Origin of the sequence: Flagellatimonas centrodinii, from assembly GCF_016918765.2 — a bacterium.
GTDB lineage: Bacteria > Pseudomonadota > Gammaproteobacteria > Nevskiales > Nevskiaceae > Polycyclovorans > Polycyclovorans centrodinii.
Genome location: NZ_CP092104.1, coordinates 791,277 through 804,622, shown reverse-complemented (window position 1 = coordinate 804,622; position 13,346 = coordinate 791,277). Strand labels below are relative to the sequence as shown.

The window sequence follows — 13,346 nt, the reverse complement described above, 5'->3', positions numbered from 1 at the left end:
AGGAGTGAAGCGTGAAGATTGGAGTCTTGGTAGTGACCGCGATGGCGTGCTGGTCCACAAGTGGCCTGGCGCAGTCGATCTACAAGTGCAGCCAGCCCGATGGGCGAATTTCCTTTCAGGACAAGCCTTGCGCGGCCGCCGCAGACCAGTCGCGCGTTCAACGTGCCCCGACAACGGCTCCGGATTTCACTGCGTGGGCGCGCTATGAGGAGTTCAATGAACGTGCTGAAAGCGCCCGCCGCGCCGAAGCCGCGCGAGCCTCAGAGGCGCACCGAAACGCAATGCAAATCGAGGCCGAGAGCCGCGCAGCCAAGCTGCCGCCACCGGCGCCGCCCAAAGTCCGTCGCAGGCTTTCCGCGCCATTGCCTCAGCACCAAAACCCCACTTTCGTTGATCCCTACACCAACACGATCTACAACCGAGTGCCCGGTGGTGGGGCGATCAATGCCCAGACGGGGCAATTCTTCCCCGGGGCGCCTGGCGGCCCCATCATTGATCCGAAGACGGCTCTTCCGGTGCCGGGCCAATGAGAATTTCAATACTGAGCGCGGTCGTATTATTGGCGGCAGGGTTGCCCTGTTTGGCTGCGGCGAACACAGCCGACTGCTATCTCAAGGAGCTGCGCGATGTTCAGAACGATTTCGCCGCCCAGCAGGCAGCCATGCTGTGTTTGAGCCGTCACGGACCGATGGAGGAGGCGCCTGCAGCAGGAAAGATTCGGCGACTTGTGGGGTATGACAACTGGCGAGAGTGTGCCGCGCGCGAAGGCGGTAAAACGGGAAGCAAGAAGGCTGCTCAGATGATCGCGTATGCGTGCCGTCAGCTCTATGGCGAGGCCGAATAGGAAACAGCGACCGCAGGATGCCTGTGGACATTCGACCGGTGGTTGCGATGACTGGACCGGTGAGGCGGCGCGTGGCAGATTCTGATCACTGGGGAACGGAGCTCGACATGCGGACGATACTGACAGGCTTGGCGCTATGTATTGTTGGCGGCGCCATAGTTGCCTCGCTCGGCGCGGGGGCGTGGTCGTTGTCGCTACAGCAGGATCTCAATCGCTGCGTCGAAGCCACCGTTGAAGGCGCGGGCATGTCTTTCGGACTCAGCTCGCGCGAGCAGGAAGAGCGTTCGACCGCCGCCTGTGCAGATGCGAAGCAGAAAGCAGAAGGGGCTAGTGACGCGCTTCGCGAGTTGGCGAAAAAGCCCACTCCTGAATCGAACCGGCCATCAGCTCGGGAGACACCTCAGGCATGACAACCAATCCTTCGTTTTGAAGGACGAACGTGGTCTGGTGGATGTGCTCGTCGACCTCGTCGTACTGGTCCGGGGGCATTGATGCTTCGTCCGGCCTCAGGATAAACACCGCGACCTTGTGAACGTGATGAATGCGCGCCGCGGCATGAAGTTCGGCCACGGCGGGGTAGACGTTTTTGTCAATGGTATTGGGGTTGCGAGACTGTGCCGATACCAGCGTGGCAAAGGCAGACTCTTGGCCGCCGGAGTGCTGTATCGGCACGTTCAGGAACCGGGGGGGATTCTCAGATGAGCGGAGCAAACTGTTCTGCGGGATCAAGAGGTCTGCTGCCCGTGGGTTTTCGCTGAGTCGAAGCGCGGCATAGACCTGCGTGGTCAATCGATGATTGGGGGTTGCGGCGGCGCTGCGTGGTGCGCTGGCATCGAAGGCTCGCGCGAGCGGTACGAAGCGCGTGAATAGGTCCTCAATGGCCTTGGCCGGGTCGGCTGACCATAGTTCTCGCGACTGCCCGAAGGCAAGGTGTGGTGTGTCAGGGGCACGGCCCTTTGCTATCAGCGTGGTGGCGTGTTCCAGCAGGAAGGGGAGGTTCCGTGCAGCAGCTTCTCCCAGGAGCCGGCGGACGCGATCAAAGCGAGTAATGCACCGGAACAATGGCTTGCCACTGGTTGGGACCATCGCGATGCCCACCGTGATCCGTTCTTCCATCGCGGGTTCAGGTGAGAACAGTACCGGCCACCAGACGGCGGACTGCTCAATCGTTCCTGAAGGCTGTTCGTCGAGGATTCTCACATCAGTAACCCGTAGCGCCCTCGGATCAGTCCTTGGATGAGGTTGGCGCGTTGTGTGATGAAGGCGCACATGGCCCATGCGTCAGTGTCATCGTCTACCAGGCGATGCAGCCATAGCAAGATGTCCTCCGCCAGCTTGCTGATTGTGGCGGGATAAGCGGTTGCGTGCTCCAGCATCGCATTGCTGAATGCCCGCTCCGGGCAGGGGTTGCCGCCCGGCTTTGGGCTGCATCGCTCCCGCAGGACATTCTTGAACTGGTCCCGATGGGAGTTGAGTAGGGCATCAGCAAGCCAGTGTGCGCTGCCGGTAATGTTGTCGTGATCGATGAGCACGAAGTCACTCGGACCGCGGCGCAGGAGGTTGCGGGGGTATCGGTCCGTGTTGCCCAGCCACTCGTCGAAGCCGCAGCAACCGCGAAGGTGTTGCCACTCCTTCAGCTCGCGTGTCAGGTGGGCGTCTTGCTCCATGCCCGGCATGATGGCCAATGGGCCCTGGTCAATGGTGCTGGTAACCCAAGCCAGGGTGCGGTCCACCTCAGGGCGATCTGGATGTGCGCGGCTGATCTGCTGGCTATTGAGAATCAGAAAGCCGGCGAGCTCCGGCACCGGAAGGTCCAACGCATTGGCGATGAGCCACGCCAAGGCTTCGTGTACGAGGTGCCGGTCAGGGCGCTCGCCGGTGCTGAATACGATCTTTAAGTGGGAGTCTCGCGTCGTGCCGTCCGGCCACCTCACCCACGCGCGGTGAACGCCCACGGTGGTCTTGGTGCTCAGGGTTTCTAACCAGGCCTGGTATTTCCCGTCTTTCCACAGCGACTGAATCATGCCGGGAAGCGCGTCGGCACCTTGGCCGGCGGTGAGGTGCCCGCCATCAGCTCGGCAACCAGGCCGCTGAGGTGCCGCCAGGCGACAGGGCTGACCGATTGTGCGCGATCTGCCTTGAGGATCGCGGCGATCAGCCGTTCGGCATCAGGCGATACATCAGCATGAATATTGATGCCCCTGGAGGGCGGTTGCCGGTCTGCCTGGACGGCATCTGCTGGAGGTTGATCGAGTTCACCTCGAAGCAGCCCAAGCTCAGCCTCGAGATCTCGTGCTAGGCGTCCTCCAATGGACTTCGGCTTGTCTTCGGATACCCATTGACTGACCTGAGCCTGTGTCCAGCGCCCACCTCCGTAGCGATTGGCGAACGCCGTTGGTCCGTTCGAAGCAGAGACCAGCCTACGGATATTCAGTGTTCTGGCGGTGGTGGCGTCCATCTGGGGAATGGTGAGCGGCGTTACTAATTCGGTAAATGAGCAAAACGGTATTGACGCGGCATAACCGTAACGGTAATGTCGCCACCATGAACCTGACCGAATTCGCTGTATCCAAGGGAGGGACGGGCACGATCCGGTGCCCCGTTCTCGCTGACACCGCGAAGAAGGCGCGGTGCTCGGCCGAGACGCTGTACCTGATTTCGAAGGGGCACAAGCAAGCGTCAGCCAAGCTGTCGAACCGCATTGCGGCTGCGACGAACTTTGCGGTCGCACCCCGAGAGATCCGCCCCGACATCTTCATCGAAGAGCGGGGGGATTGTGAACCTGAAACCACTTGAGCAGAGCACCCTGCGCGATTCCCCTCGCACTGGGTTTGGCCGGCCGGGCGTGGAACCCCGGCCGGCGCCTTTTGATGCTCGAAATGTGTGCGGAGGTGCGCCATGAGTGGACTGTCACCCGTCGGTGAGGCAACCGCCATCAAATCACGGCGTCTGATTTCGCAACGCCTTGCAGCGATGCCGCTGAAGAACCTGGCCGCGGTGCTGGAGGTGGACGATTCCACGGTGAGCCGACTGCGCTCCGACCAGGCACGGCTGACAGTGACCCAGTTCGCCACCCTACTGGCGGCCCTTGGCATGAAGGCGGTGCCCACCACCGCGAAGTGTGTGCGCTCGCCGGTGTTCGACGCGATGGTGACGTTGGTCACCGAGGCGATGGCGGATCAGGCGACGGTGACACGGTTGTTTGAGGATGTGGACTGATGGGGCCACCTGAGTTCACAGCGCAGCTCCCAGTCCGTTTGCAGAGCGCGGCGAATCTGCGCGAGCACTCGCGCGGGAAGCCGCGGGAGTACGCAATCCGGGTGCGGGTGGTCGGCTCATGAACTATTACGAGCGTCACATCGGCGATTACATGAAGAACACCGCCCACCTGTCGATGGTGGAGGACGGTGCCTACAACCGATTGTTGGATGTCTACTACGACAGAGAGAAGCCGCTGCCTGAAAAGGTGGCGGACTGCTGCAAGCTGGCGCGCGCCGTAACGAAGGCTGAGCGAGAGGCTGTGGCCTACGTGCTCGGCGAGTTCTTCGAGCTTTGCCCGGACGGATGGCGCAAACGTCGGTGCGATGCGGAAATCGAGCGGTACAGGGAGAAGCGGTCGAAGGCGAAGCGCAGTGCGAACGCACGGTGGAGCGCACAGCGGTCGCAATGCGATGGCAATGCGAACGCATCCGGCAGTGACGATGCGGACGCTATGCGAACGCATTGCGGTGGCAATGCTCACCAGACACCAGACACCAGACACCAGAAACCCCCTGACGGGGGTAAGGCGCGCAAGCGCGCGCGCGCAACGCTGGGCCAGGCCTTCCTCGCCGAGCTGGGTGTGCCCGAAGCGACGGCTCGTGACTGGCTGGCGGTGCGGGAGCGAAAGCGGGCGCCGCTGACCGAAACCGCCTGGGCGGGTATGGAGCGCGAAGCAGCGCGAGCCGGGATCACCGCCGCTGAGGCTGTGCGGATCTGCGCTGAGCGCGGGTGGCAGGGGTTTAACGCGGACTGGGACTGGCGGGGCGGCGGCAACGTGCGCCAACTGCGGCCCGGGACGGATGAGGCCAACGCGGTAGCCAACGCGGAGGCCAAGCGCCTCCTGGGATTTTCGACATGACGCACGACGATTTCGACCGGTTCACTTCGGCGCTGGATGCGGTGATGGGGCTGTACGCCCAGCAAAAACCGCTGACACCGGCGGCGCGGGGGCTGTGGTTCAAGGCGCTCGAACGATTCGAGCTGCCGCTGGTGGAACGGGCCTTGGCTGCTCACGTCTCCGATCCGGCGGTGGGCCAGCATCCACCGAAACCCGCTGACGTCATCCGTGTGCTGGAGGGCACGAACAGCGATGCCGCCGACGCGGCCTGGTCGAAGGTCCACAACGCGGTCAAGCGGTGCGGCCAGTATCGGCCGATTGTGTTCGATGACTGGCTGATTCACGCAACGGTCGAAGCGATGGGCGGCTGGATGCGGATTGCCGAGGCCGAGTCCGATGAGATGACGTGGATCGGCAAGGAGTTTGTGACGGCCTACGACCGGTTGCGGCGATCTCCGCCGGCGGCCTACTCGGCGGTGGTGAACGGCCAGATGGACGCCATCGGTCTGGCGTTTGTTGGCGACCGAGCCGCGTGTGAGCGTGTCCGCTCCTCCGGCGGCGCGGCCGGATCGGTGGTGCGGATAACCGACTGCAGCCGTATCGGCGATGCAATGCCGGCCCTGGAGCGCCGCGCATGAACGCACAGCTCGCCCTGGACTGGAATGCGGCCCGAGACCGCCGGGATGTCGGCATCGCTCGGGCTATCGATCGCGCAGACCGGGACTCGCCGAGCTGGTCGGATCTGGCGCTGACGTTCCTGCGCGGCTGGGTACAGGGCCACCTGGGCGAGTTTCTGGCCGAGGACGTGGTGCTGGCAGCCCGCGGCCAGGTGCCGGCGCCGCCGGACGGTCGCGCATGGGGTGGGGTGCTGCAGCGTGCGGCCCGGGCGGGGGTGATCGCGAAGGCGGGGTATGCGCCAGCCAAGACCAGCAACTTGAGCCCGAAAGTGCTGTGGAGGGCCCGATGAGTCGCACGCACGCCCAAGAGATCGCGGCGGCGCTGACCTGCGCGCAGGCGCGGGCCGTGGCACTTGCGTTTCTGCGGTCGGTTGAGCGGCTGGATGAGCATGGACGCCCCGACCGGTTCGTCCGTGAGCAACGCGGCGCCGTTGCCATGGCCGAGCACATGGCGGTATCGGTCGAGGAGGTGTGCGATGTCCCGGCCTAGCCCCGCCCAGAAGCGTCAGCGCATGAGACTGAGGTTGCTCGATGCCAACCGCGTGCTGATGTACCACCGCGGCCGGGGTACGCACCAGGAAGCCATGGCCGACAAGATCGCACGGGACACTGCGGCCTGGCTGGAGCGGAACCGATGACGGCCGGCGCGAAGGCCACGCTGACGCGCCGCCGTAAAAGGCCGCGGCTGCACCTGCGGCTGATTAAGGGCGCGCTGGTGCCGGCGGACCATGTGTCGGTCGAAATGATCCGCCGCCGGGGCTGGCGTGTCGGCGATGTGCTGGCGGCCGACCTGAGCAAACCCCGCAACCCCCAGTTCAACCGCCTTGTTCACGCCCTGGGCCTGATGTGCGCGGACCAGATCGACGATTTCGCGGGCCTGGACGGGCATGCGGTGATCAAGCGAATCCAGATCGAGGGCGACATCGGCTGCGAGACGGTGATGGTACGCGCCGGTGGGCTGTGGGCGCAGGTGACGGACCACGTTGTGCGCGTCCTCGGCGAGTCCGCGAGGCCGGCGCTGGTGCTGATCGCGAATCTGATGGGGCAGACCGACATCCCGGTGCGGGTGCCGCGGTCGCTGGCCTTTTCCGAAATGGAGGAGGGCGAGTTCCACGAGCTGTACCGGCGCATGGCGGACTACATCGCGCGGACGTACTGGCCGGATCTGGATGCGCCGACGATTCAGGACATGGCCGAACTGATGCCCGCCGCGGCATAGCCGGTGACCGTGCGCGCCCGGCTGGCGTGCGACTGCAGGAGAGTGATGATGGAGAGCGCAGAGAAGCAAGGCCCGAAGGTGACGGGATACCGCAGCCTGACAGCGGATGAGGTGGCACTGATCAACGAGGTCAAGGCCGAGGGCGAGCGGCTCCGCGATCTGGTGGATCGCGTGGATCGGCATATCCAGCAACCCGGCGGGCCGTCAGTTCACCCTGTGACGACCTCGCCGGCGCGATGGCTCGCGGAAGGCCGGACCGATCTGCAGAAGGGCCTGATGTGCCTGACCCGCGCCGTGGCGGCGCCGACGACGTTCTGAGCCGACATGCTCGGCACCAGCACAGGCGCGATGACGCGGGCCGATGTTGAGCGCATTCGCGCGCTCAAGGACATCGGCTGCGTGGCGTGCCTGATGTTGGGGGTGACTGGGCGCTGGCCAGACGCGCACCACCTGACAGAAGGCGGCCGGCGCCTTGGGCACCAGCAGACCGCGGCCCTGTGCCCCTGGCACCACGTCGGCCGGCCGGATGGCGGCTGGACGGTGACGGAGATGCGCGCGCTATACGGGGCATCGTTCGGGCTGGAGCCGGCGGCGTTCCGCGAGCAGTTCGGGACCGACGCTGAGCTGCTGGCGCGTCAGGATGCCCTGATCGCCCGCCATGGCCGGCTGACGGGGGTGCGGCCGTGTCAGTGAGCCCGTTACCGACCGAGCATGACGAACAGGCTGCGCTGGTGCAGTGGGCGGCGCTGCAGGCGCCTTCTATGCCGGGGCTGTCGATGTTGTTCGCGATCCCAAACGGTGGCCACCGCAACAAGGCGACTGCCGGCCGACTGAGGGCGGAGGGTGTGCGCGCTGGCGTGCCGGATCTGATGCTGCCCGTTCCACGTGGACCACTGCATGGCCTGTTCATCGAGATGAAGCGGCGCAAGGGCGGTTGCGTGAGTGAGGCGCAAGCAACGTGGCTGGCCAGTCTGGATGCCGAGGGCTATGCGGTGGCGGTGTGCCGTGGCTGGGACGAGGCCCGGGAAGCGCTACTGCGCTACCTGGGCGGCCGGTGGGAGGGGCGCGATGCCGATCAAGGTGCCTGATGCCGTGGCGGATGCTCTCGCCGAGATTGCGGTGCAGCCGGACGTGCTGGTGATGCTGAGCGAGCGGACGCAAATGGCGGTCAGTCGCTACGTGGCCAGGCGCCGGTCGATGGCTGAGCATCCCGCCGCACCCAAGGCGGCGCAGCTCGCGCTGGATCTGCGGGAGATCTCCCCCTATCGGCGCCGGGGGAAGCGCCAGCGGCACCAGGCGAAGTATCCAATCGAGATGGTTGAGGACGCAAAGGTCATGCGCGCCAACGAATACACCTATGCCGAGATCGCTGAGGCGCTGTACCAGCTCTACGGCAAGCGCGTGCATGTGATGACGGTGCGGGACTGGGTGTGTGGGTATTACCGGGCGCTGCGGTAGCTGCCGAGCTATGGGGCACCGCTGGCAATTCGGACGAAAGTAGCGGCATGACAAAGCCCGTTCTATCGGCGCTGCCGCGCTTCAAGGTCGCCGACGTGCCCGAGGCCCTGCGCCAGGCCGCAAACCTGATCGAGTGCGGCGACATGCCGGCGGTTCGGTGCGTGCTGATCACCGAGGCGCCCGACGGGCAGCCGGACTACCGGTGTTTCGGCGATGAGCCGTTCACGAAAGCGCACGCGGTGGGGTTGTGCTTCGTTGCCGCGACGGAGTTGGCGGGATGAGCCGCACCAGGCGCGGCACCAAGCCGGCGGGGTTCGAGTATTGGACCCGCCGGCCCGGCAACCGACATGGGCAGCCGCCCGGGCGCTTCTCGAAGCGGCTGACGCACAAGCGGGAACGCCAGCGCGGCCCGACGGAGTGGGTATGACCGCCAAGAAGGGCAAGAACGCGAATGAAAGCCGCCGTGGTCCACGCACCAGGGTGGACTGGGATGCCCTGCACGCCCTGTGGCGCACCAACACACTGTCAAACCAGCAGTTGGCCCGACAATTCAAGTGCTCCGAGGCGGTAATCCGCAAGAAAGCGAAGTCGGACGGCTGGGAACGCGACCTCGCCGAGAAGGTGCGGAAGCGTGTGAAGGAGGAATTGGTACGAGCCGATGCGGAAATGGTGCGAAGTTCGCACCCGCGCGCGGAAAACTCGAACCATTCGGCGCCGTCAGACGATGAAATTGTGGCGGCTGCCGCCCAAGGCCCCGTTGAGGTGGTCCGCCAGCACCGGTCTGACATCCGTGGCGCTCGGGATCTGGCGCTTGATCTGTTTGCCGAACTGCGGCAGTCGACGGTGCACCGCGCTGAGATTGCCGAGGAAATTGACGTCTTCACCGAGGGTGACCAAAGCGGCAAGCGACGGGACATCATGCACAGGGCCGTCTCGCTGAATGCCCGAACGTCAGCGCTCAAGGACATGAGCATGGCCATGAAGAATTTTCAGACGTTGGAGCGGGCCGCTTGGAACCTTGACGCCGGCGACCGTCGCGATGACGACGATTTGGCAGGCCTGTCCGATGACGCCCTGGCGGCCAAGGAGGCGGCGATCACGGCTGAGCTGAACCGGGAGCGCGGCAATGGCGGCGACAGCGGCTGAACTGCGCGCTCAGCGCATCCGGGTGCGGCGCGAGCAAGTCCGCAGGCTGAAGACGACCAAGCTCCAGCGCTACGCCCCCTATCCAAAGCAGGTCGTCTTTCACGAGGCTGGCGCGCTCTATCGAGAGCGCATGCTCAAGGCCGGCAACCAGCAAGGTAAGACGGTCTCTGCAGGGTTCGAGATGGCCATGCACCTGACCGGCCATTACCCAGCGGCGTGGAACGGAAGGGTTTTTGACCATCCGGTAGCAGCCTGGGCGTCTGGGGTGACGTCGGAAAGCACCCGTGACAATCCCCAGCGCGTTCTGATGGGGCGGAAGGGGCAGCTTGGCACTGGCTCAATCCCACTGTCTTGCCTCGACCCGAAGAAGATCACGATGTCCCGTGGCGTGGCAGACGCCATGGATACGGTGATGGTGAAGCACATCTCCGGCGGCTGGTCAGTCCTTCAGTTCAAGTCCTACGAGAAGGGCCGGGAGAAGTGGCAGGGCGATACCCTTCACATCGTGTGGTTCGACGAGGAGCCGCCGGAGGATATCTACAGCGAGGGCATGACGCGGACGAACGCTACCGGCGGAATCGTCATGCTGACCTATACCCCGCTCTTGGGGATGTCCGCAGTGACCCGGCGGTTCCTGAAGGAGAAGAGTGCGGACCGGCATGTGACGTCCATGACAATTCACGACGCCGAGCACTACTCACCCGAAGAGCGACAGCGAATTATCAATAGCTACCCAGCGCATGAGCGTGAGGCCCGGGTGAATGGTGTGCCCATGATGGGGTCAGGGCGTATTTTCCCGTTACCCAAGGAGGCCGTGGAATACGACGCCATGGCATTCCCTGACCACTTCAGGCGACTGGCTGGCATGGACTTCGGCTGGGACCACCCGACTGCCGCAGTCTGGGGCGCCTACGACCCGGATGCCGACACCCTCTACATTTACGACGCCTACCGCAAGAGCGATGCGAAGGCCGCTGAGGGGGAACTGGTCGGCGTAATTGCGCATGCGGCTGCGATCAAGGCGCGCGGGGCATGGATTCCGATGGCCTGGCCATCGGACGGGCATCAGCACGACAAGGGATCTGGGCTGCAGCTCGCACAGCAATTCCGCGCCCAGGGCGTGAACATGCTCCATGAGCACGCCCAGTTCCCGGAGACCGGCGACGAAGGCGAGTCGAAGGGCAGTCGTGTCAGCGTAGAGGCCGGTATTGCCGAAATGCTGGACAGAATGTTGACAGGTCGCCTCAAAGTGGCCGCCCACCTCAATGACTGGTGGGAAGAGTTCCTTCTTTATCACCGCGACGAGGGAAAGGTTGTCAAGGAGATGGACGATCTGCTGAGTGCTACGCGCTATCTCCTGATGATGATCCGACACGCCACAACGAAGCGCGAACGAGGCATTTCGGAATCGTGGCGGGATCGATTGAAGGCCAAACGGCGCCGCGGCAGCGCGATGGCCGGCTGAGTTATGGGGCACTGCACTGGTCTGGCCGCATGGTGCGGGCTGGTCCACCGCCGTGCCCCTGATGGCCGACATCGAAGACGATTCCGAGCGCCCTGACACCGGCCCCAGCTACGCCGCTGAGGCGGAGAAGAGCGTGGCCGACGAGAACTGGCAGCGCTATGAATACGGGCGCGACCGGGGGCATGACCAATTTTGCATGCACGCCCGCCGCCTGGAGGACTACTACCTCGGCGGCGGGGCGCAATGGGATGCCGAAGACCTGGCGGTGCTGAAAGAGCAGGGGCGGCCAGCGCTCGAGTTCAACCAGGTGATGCCGGCGGTCAATGCGGCGGTGGGCTATCAGATCTCGAACCGCATGCAGATCGGGTTCCAGCCGCGTGGCGGCATGGCAAGCCAGGGCCTGGCGGACACGCTCTCGAAAGTGGCGATGCAGATCGCACACAACGAGGAGTTGCACTGGAAGGAGACCGACGTATTCACCGATGGCCTGATCCAGCAGCGGGGGTACTACGAGGTTCGGGTGGACACGGATGACCATCTGCGAGGCGAAATGCGCGTGGATGCGCTGGACCCGATGGATGTCATCCCGGACCCGGACGCGAAGGCCTATGACCCTGACGACTGGGCCGACGTGGTCATCTCCCGCTGGCTGACCCTGGACGAGATCGAGCAGCGGTACGGGAGTGATGCCCGGGACAAGGTGGCTGAGATGGTCGATGCCCAGCAGGCGCTGGGTGATGACGATTTTGGCGACAGCGAGGATGGCGGCGAGGAACGCAACAAGTTCGGCATCAACGGGCTGGGCCGCACCGGTGTCTACGACGGCATCCGACGCGACAAGCACCTGACCAGGATTCGGATCGTTGACCGCCAGAAGTGGGTGTACCGCCTCTGCGACGTGCTGATCCGACCCGACACCGGTGACGTGGAGGTGGTGGAAGATGCTGAGCCGCAGCGGGTGCAGGAGATGCAGGCACAGGGGGCGATCCCGGCCCGGCGTATGGCGAAGCGGGTGCGCTGGATCGTCAGCACCTATAACGCGGTGCTGTACGACGAATGGAGCCCATATCCGTTCCTGACGGTGGTGCCGTACTTCCCGGTGTTCCGCCGGGGCCGGACCCGGGGCATGGTCGACAACGCGACAGGCCCGCAGAACGCGCTGAACAAGGCGGCAAGCCAGTTCGTGCACATCATCAATACGACGGCGAACAGCGGTTGGATCGTGGAGGAAAACAGCCTCACGAACATGACCACCGAGGACCTGGAAGACGAAGGCGCTCGGTCGGGGCTGGTGCTGGAGCACCGCAAAAATTCGAAGGAACCCCAGAAGATCCAGCCGAACACCATCCCGACCGGCATTGACCGGATGATGGACTGGACCACCGGGGTGCTGAAGGAGAACACCGTGCCGGCGGCTGCACGCGGCCTGGCTGATGGCGAGAAGAGCGGCATTGCCATCCAGAGCCGGCAGTTTGCGGCCCAGCAGCAGCTCGCGATTGCCCTCGACAACCTGGCACGGACGCGCAAGATGCTGGCGCGGCGGATGCTGTGGTGCATCCAGCATTACTACGACGACGAGCGGGTGCTGCGCATCACCAAGCAGGACCCTGCCACCGGCCAGCAACTGGACGAGACGCTGGTCATCAATCAGTGGGACCCCGCGACCGGCGAGATCATCAACGATGTCCGCGCCGGCGAGTACGACGTGGTGATCACCGAACAGCCGCAGCAGGTGACGTTCGAGAACACCCAGTTCGACCAGGCGCTGGCGATGAAGAAGGAGGGGGTGAACATCCCCGACGACGTGCTGATTCGCAACAGCAACCTGGCCGAGAAGGCCGAGCTGCTGAAGCGCATGGCCGAGCAGCAGGAGAAGGCCGATCCGCTGACCGACGCCAAGGTGCGCCTGACCGACGCCCAAGCCCGCAAGGCCGAGGCCGATGCCGTGGCCCGGGGCGTGGAGGCTCAGTACAGCGGCATCCAGACCGCGCAGACCATCGCGCAGATCCCGCAGACCGCTGGCCTGGCCGACGCCCTGCTGCTATCGGCCGGATTCGTCGATCGCGACGCCTCGCCTATCGTGCCGCAGTACCCGGGCGAGGTCGCCAGGTCGGTGCCGGGCAAGTACGTGACCGCGGTTAGTCAGCAAGCCGAGCACACCAACCCGATGACGCCGGCGAACCCGGAAAGCGCGCTCGAGGGCGTGCGTGAGGGCATCGAGACGCCCGAAGCCGACGGGGTGCAGCCATGACGGCCGTGACCTGTGTCACCTGCCGCCGCTGGACGGCCAACCCGCGCAACGCTGAGGGCATGGGCCGGTGCGCCGGTAACCACCATCTCAACAGCACAGCACCGCCGCCGGGCCGCGGTCGGGCGCACTGCCCGTTCCCGCATGCGCCCCGCATCTGTGACCACCACCAGCCAAAGGGCTGACAACT

General features: G+C 64.7%; 22 protein-coding genes. 19 read left to right on the top strand and 3 right to left on the bottom strand.

The features are described from left to right. Nucleotides 1-11: 11 nt before the first annotated feature. Nucleotides 12-530: a DUF4124 domain-containing protein gene (locus tag JN531_RS03870; protein ID WP_228347538.1), complete on the top strand. Its 519-nt coding sequence runs from the start codon at nucleotides 12-14 to the stop codon at nucleotides 528-530. After that, entirely contained in the window at nucleotides 527-844 is a 318-nt protein-coding gene (locus JN531_RS03865) for a hypothetical protein (RefSeq protein WP_228347537.1), read from the top strand. Before JN531_RS03870 ends, JN531_RS03865 begins: the two co-directional genes overlap by 4 nt. A 327-nt stretch (nucleotides 845-1,171) precedes the next feature. On the opposite strand, the gene JN531_RS03860 is transcribed toward JN531_RS03865, so the two are convergent. The 3 genes from JN531_RS03860 to JN531_RS03850 are packed head-to-tail and all read right to left on the bottom strand — an operon-like array spanning nucleotide 1,172 to nucleotide 3,302. Then, a complete protein-coding gene (locus JN531_RS03860; RefSeq protein WP_228347536.1) occupies nucleotides 1,172-2,044 on the bottom strand; it encodes a hypothetical protein in 873 nt (290 codons plus the stop codon). After that, nucleotides 2,041-2,868 carry a hypothetical protein gene (locus JN531_RS03855; RefSeq protein WP_228347535.1) on the bottom strand — a complete coding sequence of 276 codons (828 nt, stop codon included), beginning with the start codon at nucleotides 2,866-2,868 and terminating at the stop codon, nucleotides 2,041-2,043. Before JN531_RS03855 ends, JN531_RS03860 begins: the two co-directional genes overlap by 4 nt. Next, nucleotides 2,865-3,302 (bottom strand): hypothetical protein, encoded by a 438-nt coding sequence (locus JN531_RS03850; protein WP_228347534.1) that lies wholly within the window; start codon nucleotides 3,300-3,302, stop codon nucleotides 2,865-2,867. Before JN531_RS03850 ends, JN531_RS03855 begins: the two co-directional genes overlap by 4 nt. 35 nt (nucleotides 3,303-3,337) lie before the next feature. Here JN531_RS03850 and JN531_RS03845 point away from each other — a divergent pair, with 35 nt between their 5' ends. The 17 genes from JN531_RS03845 (at nucleotide 3,338) to JN531_RS03770 (ending at nucleotide 13,159) form a co-directional block, all read left to right on the top strand. Beyond that, nucleotides 3,338-3,640: a helix-turn-helix domain-containing protein gene (locus JN531_RS03845; RefSeq protein ID WP_228347533.1), complete on the top strand. Its 303-nt coding sequence runs from the start codon at nucleotides 3,338-3,340 to the stop codon at nucleotides 3,638-3,640. Nucleotides 3,641-3,742: 102 nt separating this feature from the next. After that, complete coding sequence (locus JN531_RS03840) at nucleotides 3,743-4,063, top strand: hypothetical protein (protein ID WP_228347532.1); 321 nt, start codon at nucleotides 3,743-3,745, stop codon at nucleotides 4,061-4,063. Nucleotides 4,064-4,181: 118 nt separating this feature from the next. Then, on the top strand, nucleotides 4,182-4,964 hold the full coding sequence (locus JN531_RS03835) for a YdaU family protein (protein ID WP_228347531.1): 783 nt from the start codon (nucleotides 4,182-4,184) through the stop codon (nucleotides 4,962-4,964). Continuing rightward, entirely contained in the window at nucleotides 4,961-5,581 is a 621-nt protein-coding gene (locus JN531_RS03830; RefSeq protein ID WP_228347530.1) for a DUF6475 domain-containing protein, read from the top strand. The genes JN531_RS03835 and JN531_RS03830 overlap by 4 nt, the downstream gene beginning before the upstream one ends. Beyond that, nucleotides 5,578-5,910: a hypothetical protein gene (locus JN531_RS03825; protein ID WP_228347529.1), complete on the top strand. Its 333-nt coding sequence runs from the start codon at nucleotides 5,578-5,580 to the stop codon at nucleotides 5,908-5,910. The genes JN531_RS03830 and JN531_RS03825 overlap by 4 nt, the downstream gene beginning before the upstream one ends. Further along, the gene (locus JN531_RS03820; RefSeq protein WP_228347528.1) at nucleotides 5,907-6,110 is read left to right on the top strand and encodes a hypothetical protein; all 204 of its coding nucleotides are present in this window, start codon (nucleotides 5,907-5,909) and stop codon (nucleotides 6,108-6,110) included. Before JN531_RS03825 ends, JN531_RS03820 begins: the two co-directional genes overlap by 4 nt. A 22-nt stretch (nucleotides 6,111-6,132) precedes the next feature. Continuing rightward, nucleotides 6,133-6,258, top strand: a complete 126-nt coding sequence (locus tag JN531_RS17315; protein WP_275591476.1) for a hypothetical protein — start codon at nucleotides 6,133-6,135, stop codon at nucleotides 6,256-6,258. Then, a complete protein-coding gene (locus JN531_RS03815; RefSeq protein ID WP_228347527.1) occupies nucleotides 6,255-6,839 on the top strand; it encodes a hypothetical protein in 585 nt (194 codons plus the stop codon). The genes JN531_RS17315 and JN531_RS03815 overlap by 4 nt, the downstream gene beginning before the upstream one ends. A gap of 45 nt (nucleotides 6,840-6,884) precedes the next feature. Continuing rightward, nucleotides 6,885-7,157: an Acb2/Tad1 domain-containing protein gene (locus tag JN531_RS03810; protein WP_228347526.1), complete on the top strand. Its 273-nt coding sequence runs from the start codon at nucleotides 6,885-6,887 to the stop codon at nucleotides 7,155-7,157. A 6-nt stretch (nucleotides 7,158-7,163) separates the two neighbouring features. Next, nucleotides 7,164-7,532 carry a Ref family recombination enhancement nuclease gene (locus JN531_RS03805; protein WP_228347525.1) on the top strand — a complete coding sequence of 123 codons (369 nt, stop codon included), beginning with the start codon at nucleotides 7,164-7,166 and terminating at the stop codon, nucleotides 7,530-7,532. Then, nucleotides 7,523-7,927, top strand: a complete 405-nt coding sequence (locus tag JN531_RS03800; protein ID WP_239795344.1) for a VRR-NUC domain-containing protein — start codon at nucleotides 7,523-7,525, stop codon at nucleotides 7,925-7,927. The genes JN531_RS03805 and JN531_RS03800 overlap by 10 nt, the downstream gene beginning before the upstream one ends. Further along, entirely contained in the window at nucleotides 7,908-8,297 is a 390-nt protein-coding gene (locus JN531_RS03795) for a hypothetical protein (protein WP_228347523.1), read from the top strand. Before JN531_RS03800 ends, JN531_RS03795 begins: the two co-directional genes overlap by 20 nt. Nucleotides 8,298-8,344: 47 nt before the next feature. After that, nucleotides 8,345-8,578: a hypothetical protein gene (locus tag JN531_RS03790; protein ID WP_228347522.1), complete on the top strand. Its 234-nt coding sequence runs from the start codon at nucleotides 8,345-8,347 to the stop codon at nucleotides 8,576-8,578. Next, nucleotides 8,575-8,724 carry a hypothetical protein gene (locus tag JN531_RS03785; RefSeq protein WP_228347521.1) on the top strand — a complete coding sequence of 50 codons (150 nt, stop codon included), beginning with the start codon at nucleotides 8,575-8,577 and terminating at the stop codon, nucleotides 8,722-8,724. Before JN531_RS03790 ends, JN531_RS03785 begins: the two co-directional genes overlap by 4 nt. Continuing rightward, nucleotides 8,721-9,443, top strand: a complete 723-nt coding sequence (locus JN531_RS03780) for a hypothetical protein (protein ID WP_228347520.1) — start codon at nucleotides 8,721-8,723, stop codon at nucleotides 9,441-9,443. The genes JN531_RS03785 and JN531_RS03780 overlap by 4 nt, the downstream gene beginning before the upstream one ends. Next, complete coding sequence (locus tag JN531_RS03775; RefSeq protein WP_228347519.1) at nucleotides 9,424-10,908, top strand: terminase large subunit domain-containing protein; 1,485 nt, start codon at nucleotides 9,424-9,426, stop codon at nucleotides 10,906-10,908. Before JN531_RS03780 ends, JN531_RS03775 begins: the two co-directional genes overlap by 20 nt. Before the next feature lie 61 nt (nucleotides 10,909-10,969). Then, on the top strand, nucleotides 10,970-13,159 hold the full coding sequence (locus JN531_RS03770) for a portal protein (RefSeq protein ID WP_228347518.1): 2,190 nt from the start codon (nucleotides 10,970-10,972) through the stop codon (nucleotides 13,157-13,159). The last annotated feature ends 187 nt before the right edge of the window (nucleotides 13,160-13,346 follow it).

Coding starts and splice junctions, on each gene's coding strand:
- JN531_RS03810 (WP_228347526.1), top strand. CDS start 6,885: ATGATGGAGAGCGCAGAGAAGCAAGGCCCGAAGGTGACGGGATACCGC.
- JN531_RS03830 (WP_228347530.1), top strand. CDS start 4,961: ATGACGCACGACGATTTCGACCGGTTCACTTCGGCGCTGGATGCGGTG.
- JN531_RS03865 (WP_228347537.1), top strand. CDS start 527: ATGAGAATTTCAATACTGAGCGCGGTCGTATTATTGGCGGCAGGGTTG.
- JN531_RS03790 (WP_228347522.1), top strand. CDS start 8,345: ATGACAAAGCCCGTTCTATCGGCGCTGCCGCGCTTCAAGGTCGCCGAC.
- JN531_RS03770 (WP_228347518.1), top strand. CDS start 10,970: ATGGCCGACATCGAAGACGATTCCGAGCGCCCTGACACCGGCCCCAGC.
- JN531_RS03775 (WP_228347519.1), top strand. CDS start 9,424: ATGGCGGCGACAGCGGCTGAACTGCGCGCTCAGCGCATCCGGGTGCGG.
- JN531_RS03805 (WP_228347525.1), top strand. CDS start 7,164: ATGCTCGGCACCAGCACAGGCGCGATGACGCGGGCCGATGTTGAGCGC.
- JN531_RS17315 (WP_275591476.1), top strand. CDS start 6,133: ATGAGACTGAGGTTGCTCGATGCCAACCGCGTGCTGATGTACCACCGC.
- JN531_RS03815 (WP_228347527.1), top strand. CDS start 6,255: ATGACGGCCGGCGCGAAGGCCACGCTGACGCGCCGCCGTAAAAGGCCG.
- JN531_RS03855 (WP_228347535.1), bottom strand. CDS start 2,868: ATGATTCAGTCGCTGTGGAAAGACGGGAAATACCAGGCCTGGTTAGAA.
- JN531_RS03795 (WP_228347523.1), top strand. CDS start 7,908: ATGCCGATCAAGGTGCCTGATGCCGTGGCGGATGCTCTCGCCGAGATT.
- JN531_RS03840 (WP_228347532.1), top strand. CDS start 3,743: ATGAGTGGACTGTCACCCGTCGGTGAGGCAACCGCCATCAAATCACGG.
- JN531_RS03780 (WP_228347520.1), top strand. CDS start 8,721: ATGACCGCCAAGAAGGGCAAGAACGCGAATGAAAGCCGCCGTGGTCCA.
- JN531_RS03845 (WP_228347533.1), top strand. CDS start 3,338: ATGAGCAAAACGGTATTGACGCGGCATAACCGTAACGGTAATGTCGCC.
- JN531_RS03785 (WP_228347521.1), top strand. CDS start 8,575: ATGAGCCGCACCAGGCGCGGCACCAAGCCGGCGGGGTTCGAGTATTGG.
- JN531_RS03850 (WP_228347534.1), bottom strand. CDS start 3,302: ATGGACGCCACCACCGCCAGAACACTGAATATCCGTAGGCTGGTCTCT.
- JN531_RS03835 (WP_228347531.1), top strand. CDS start 4,182: ATGAACTATTACGAGCGTCACATCGGCGATTACATGAAGAACACCGCC.
- JN531_RS03825 (WP_228347529.1), top strand. CDS start 5,578: ATGAACGCACAGCTCGCCCTGGACTGGAATGCGGCCCGAGACCGCCGG.
- JN531_RS03820 (WP_228347528.1), top strand. CDS start 5,907: ATGAGTCGCACGCACGCCCAAGAGATCGCGGCGGCGCTGACCTGCGCG.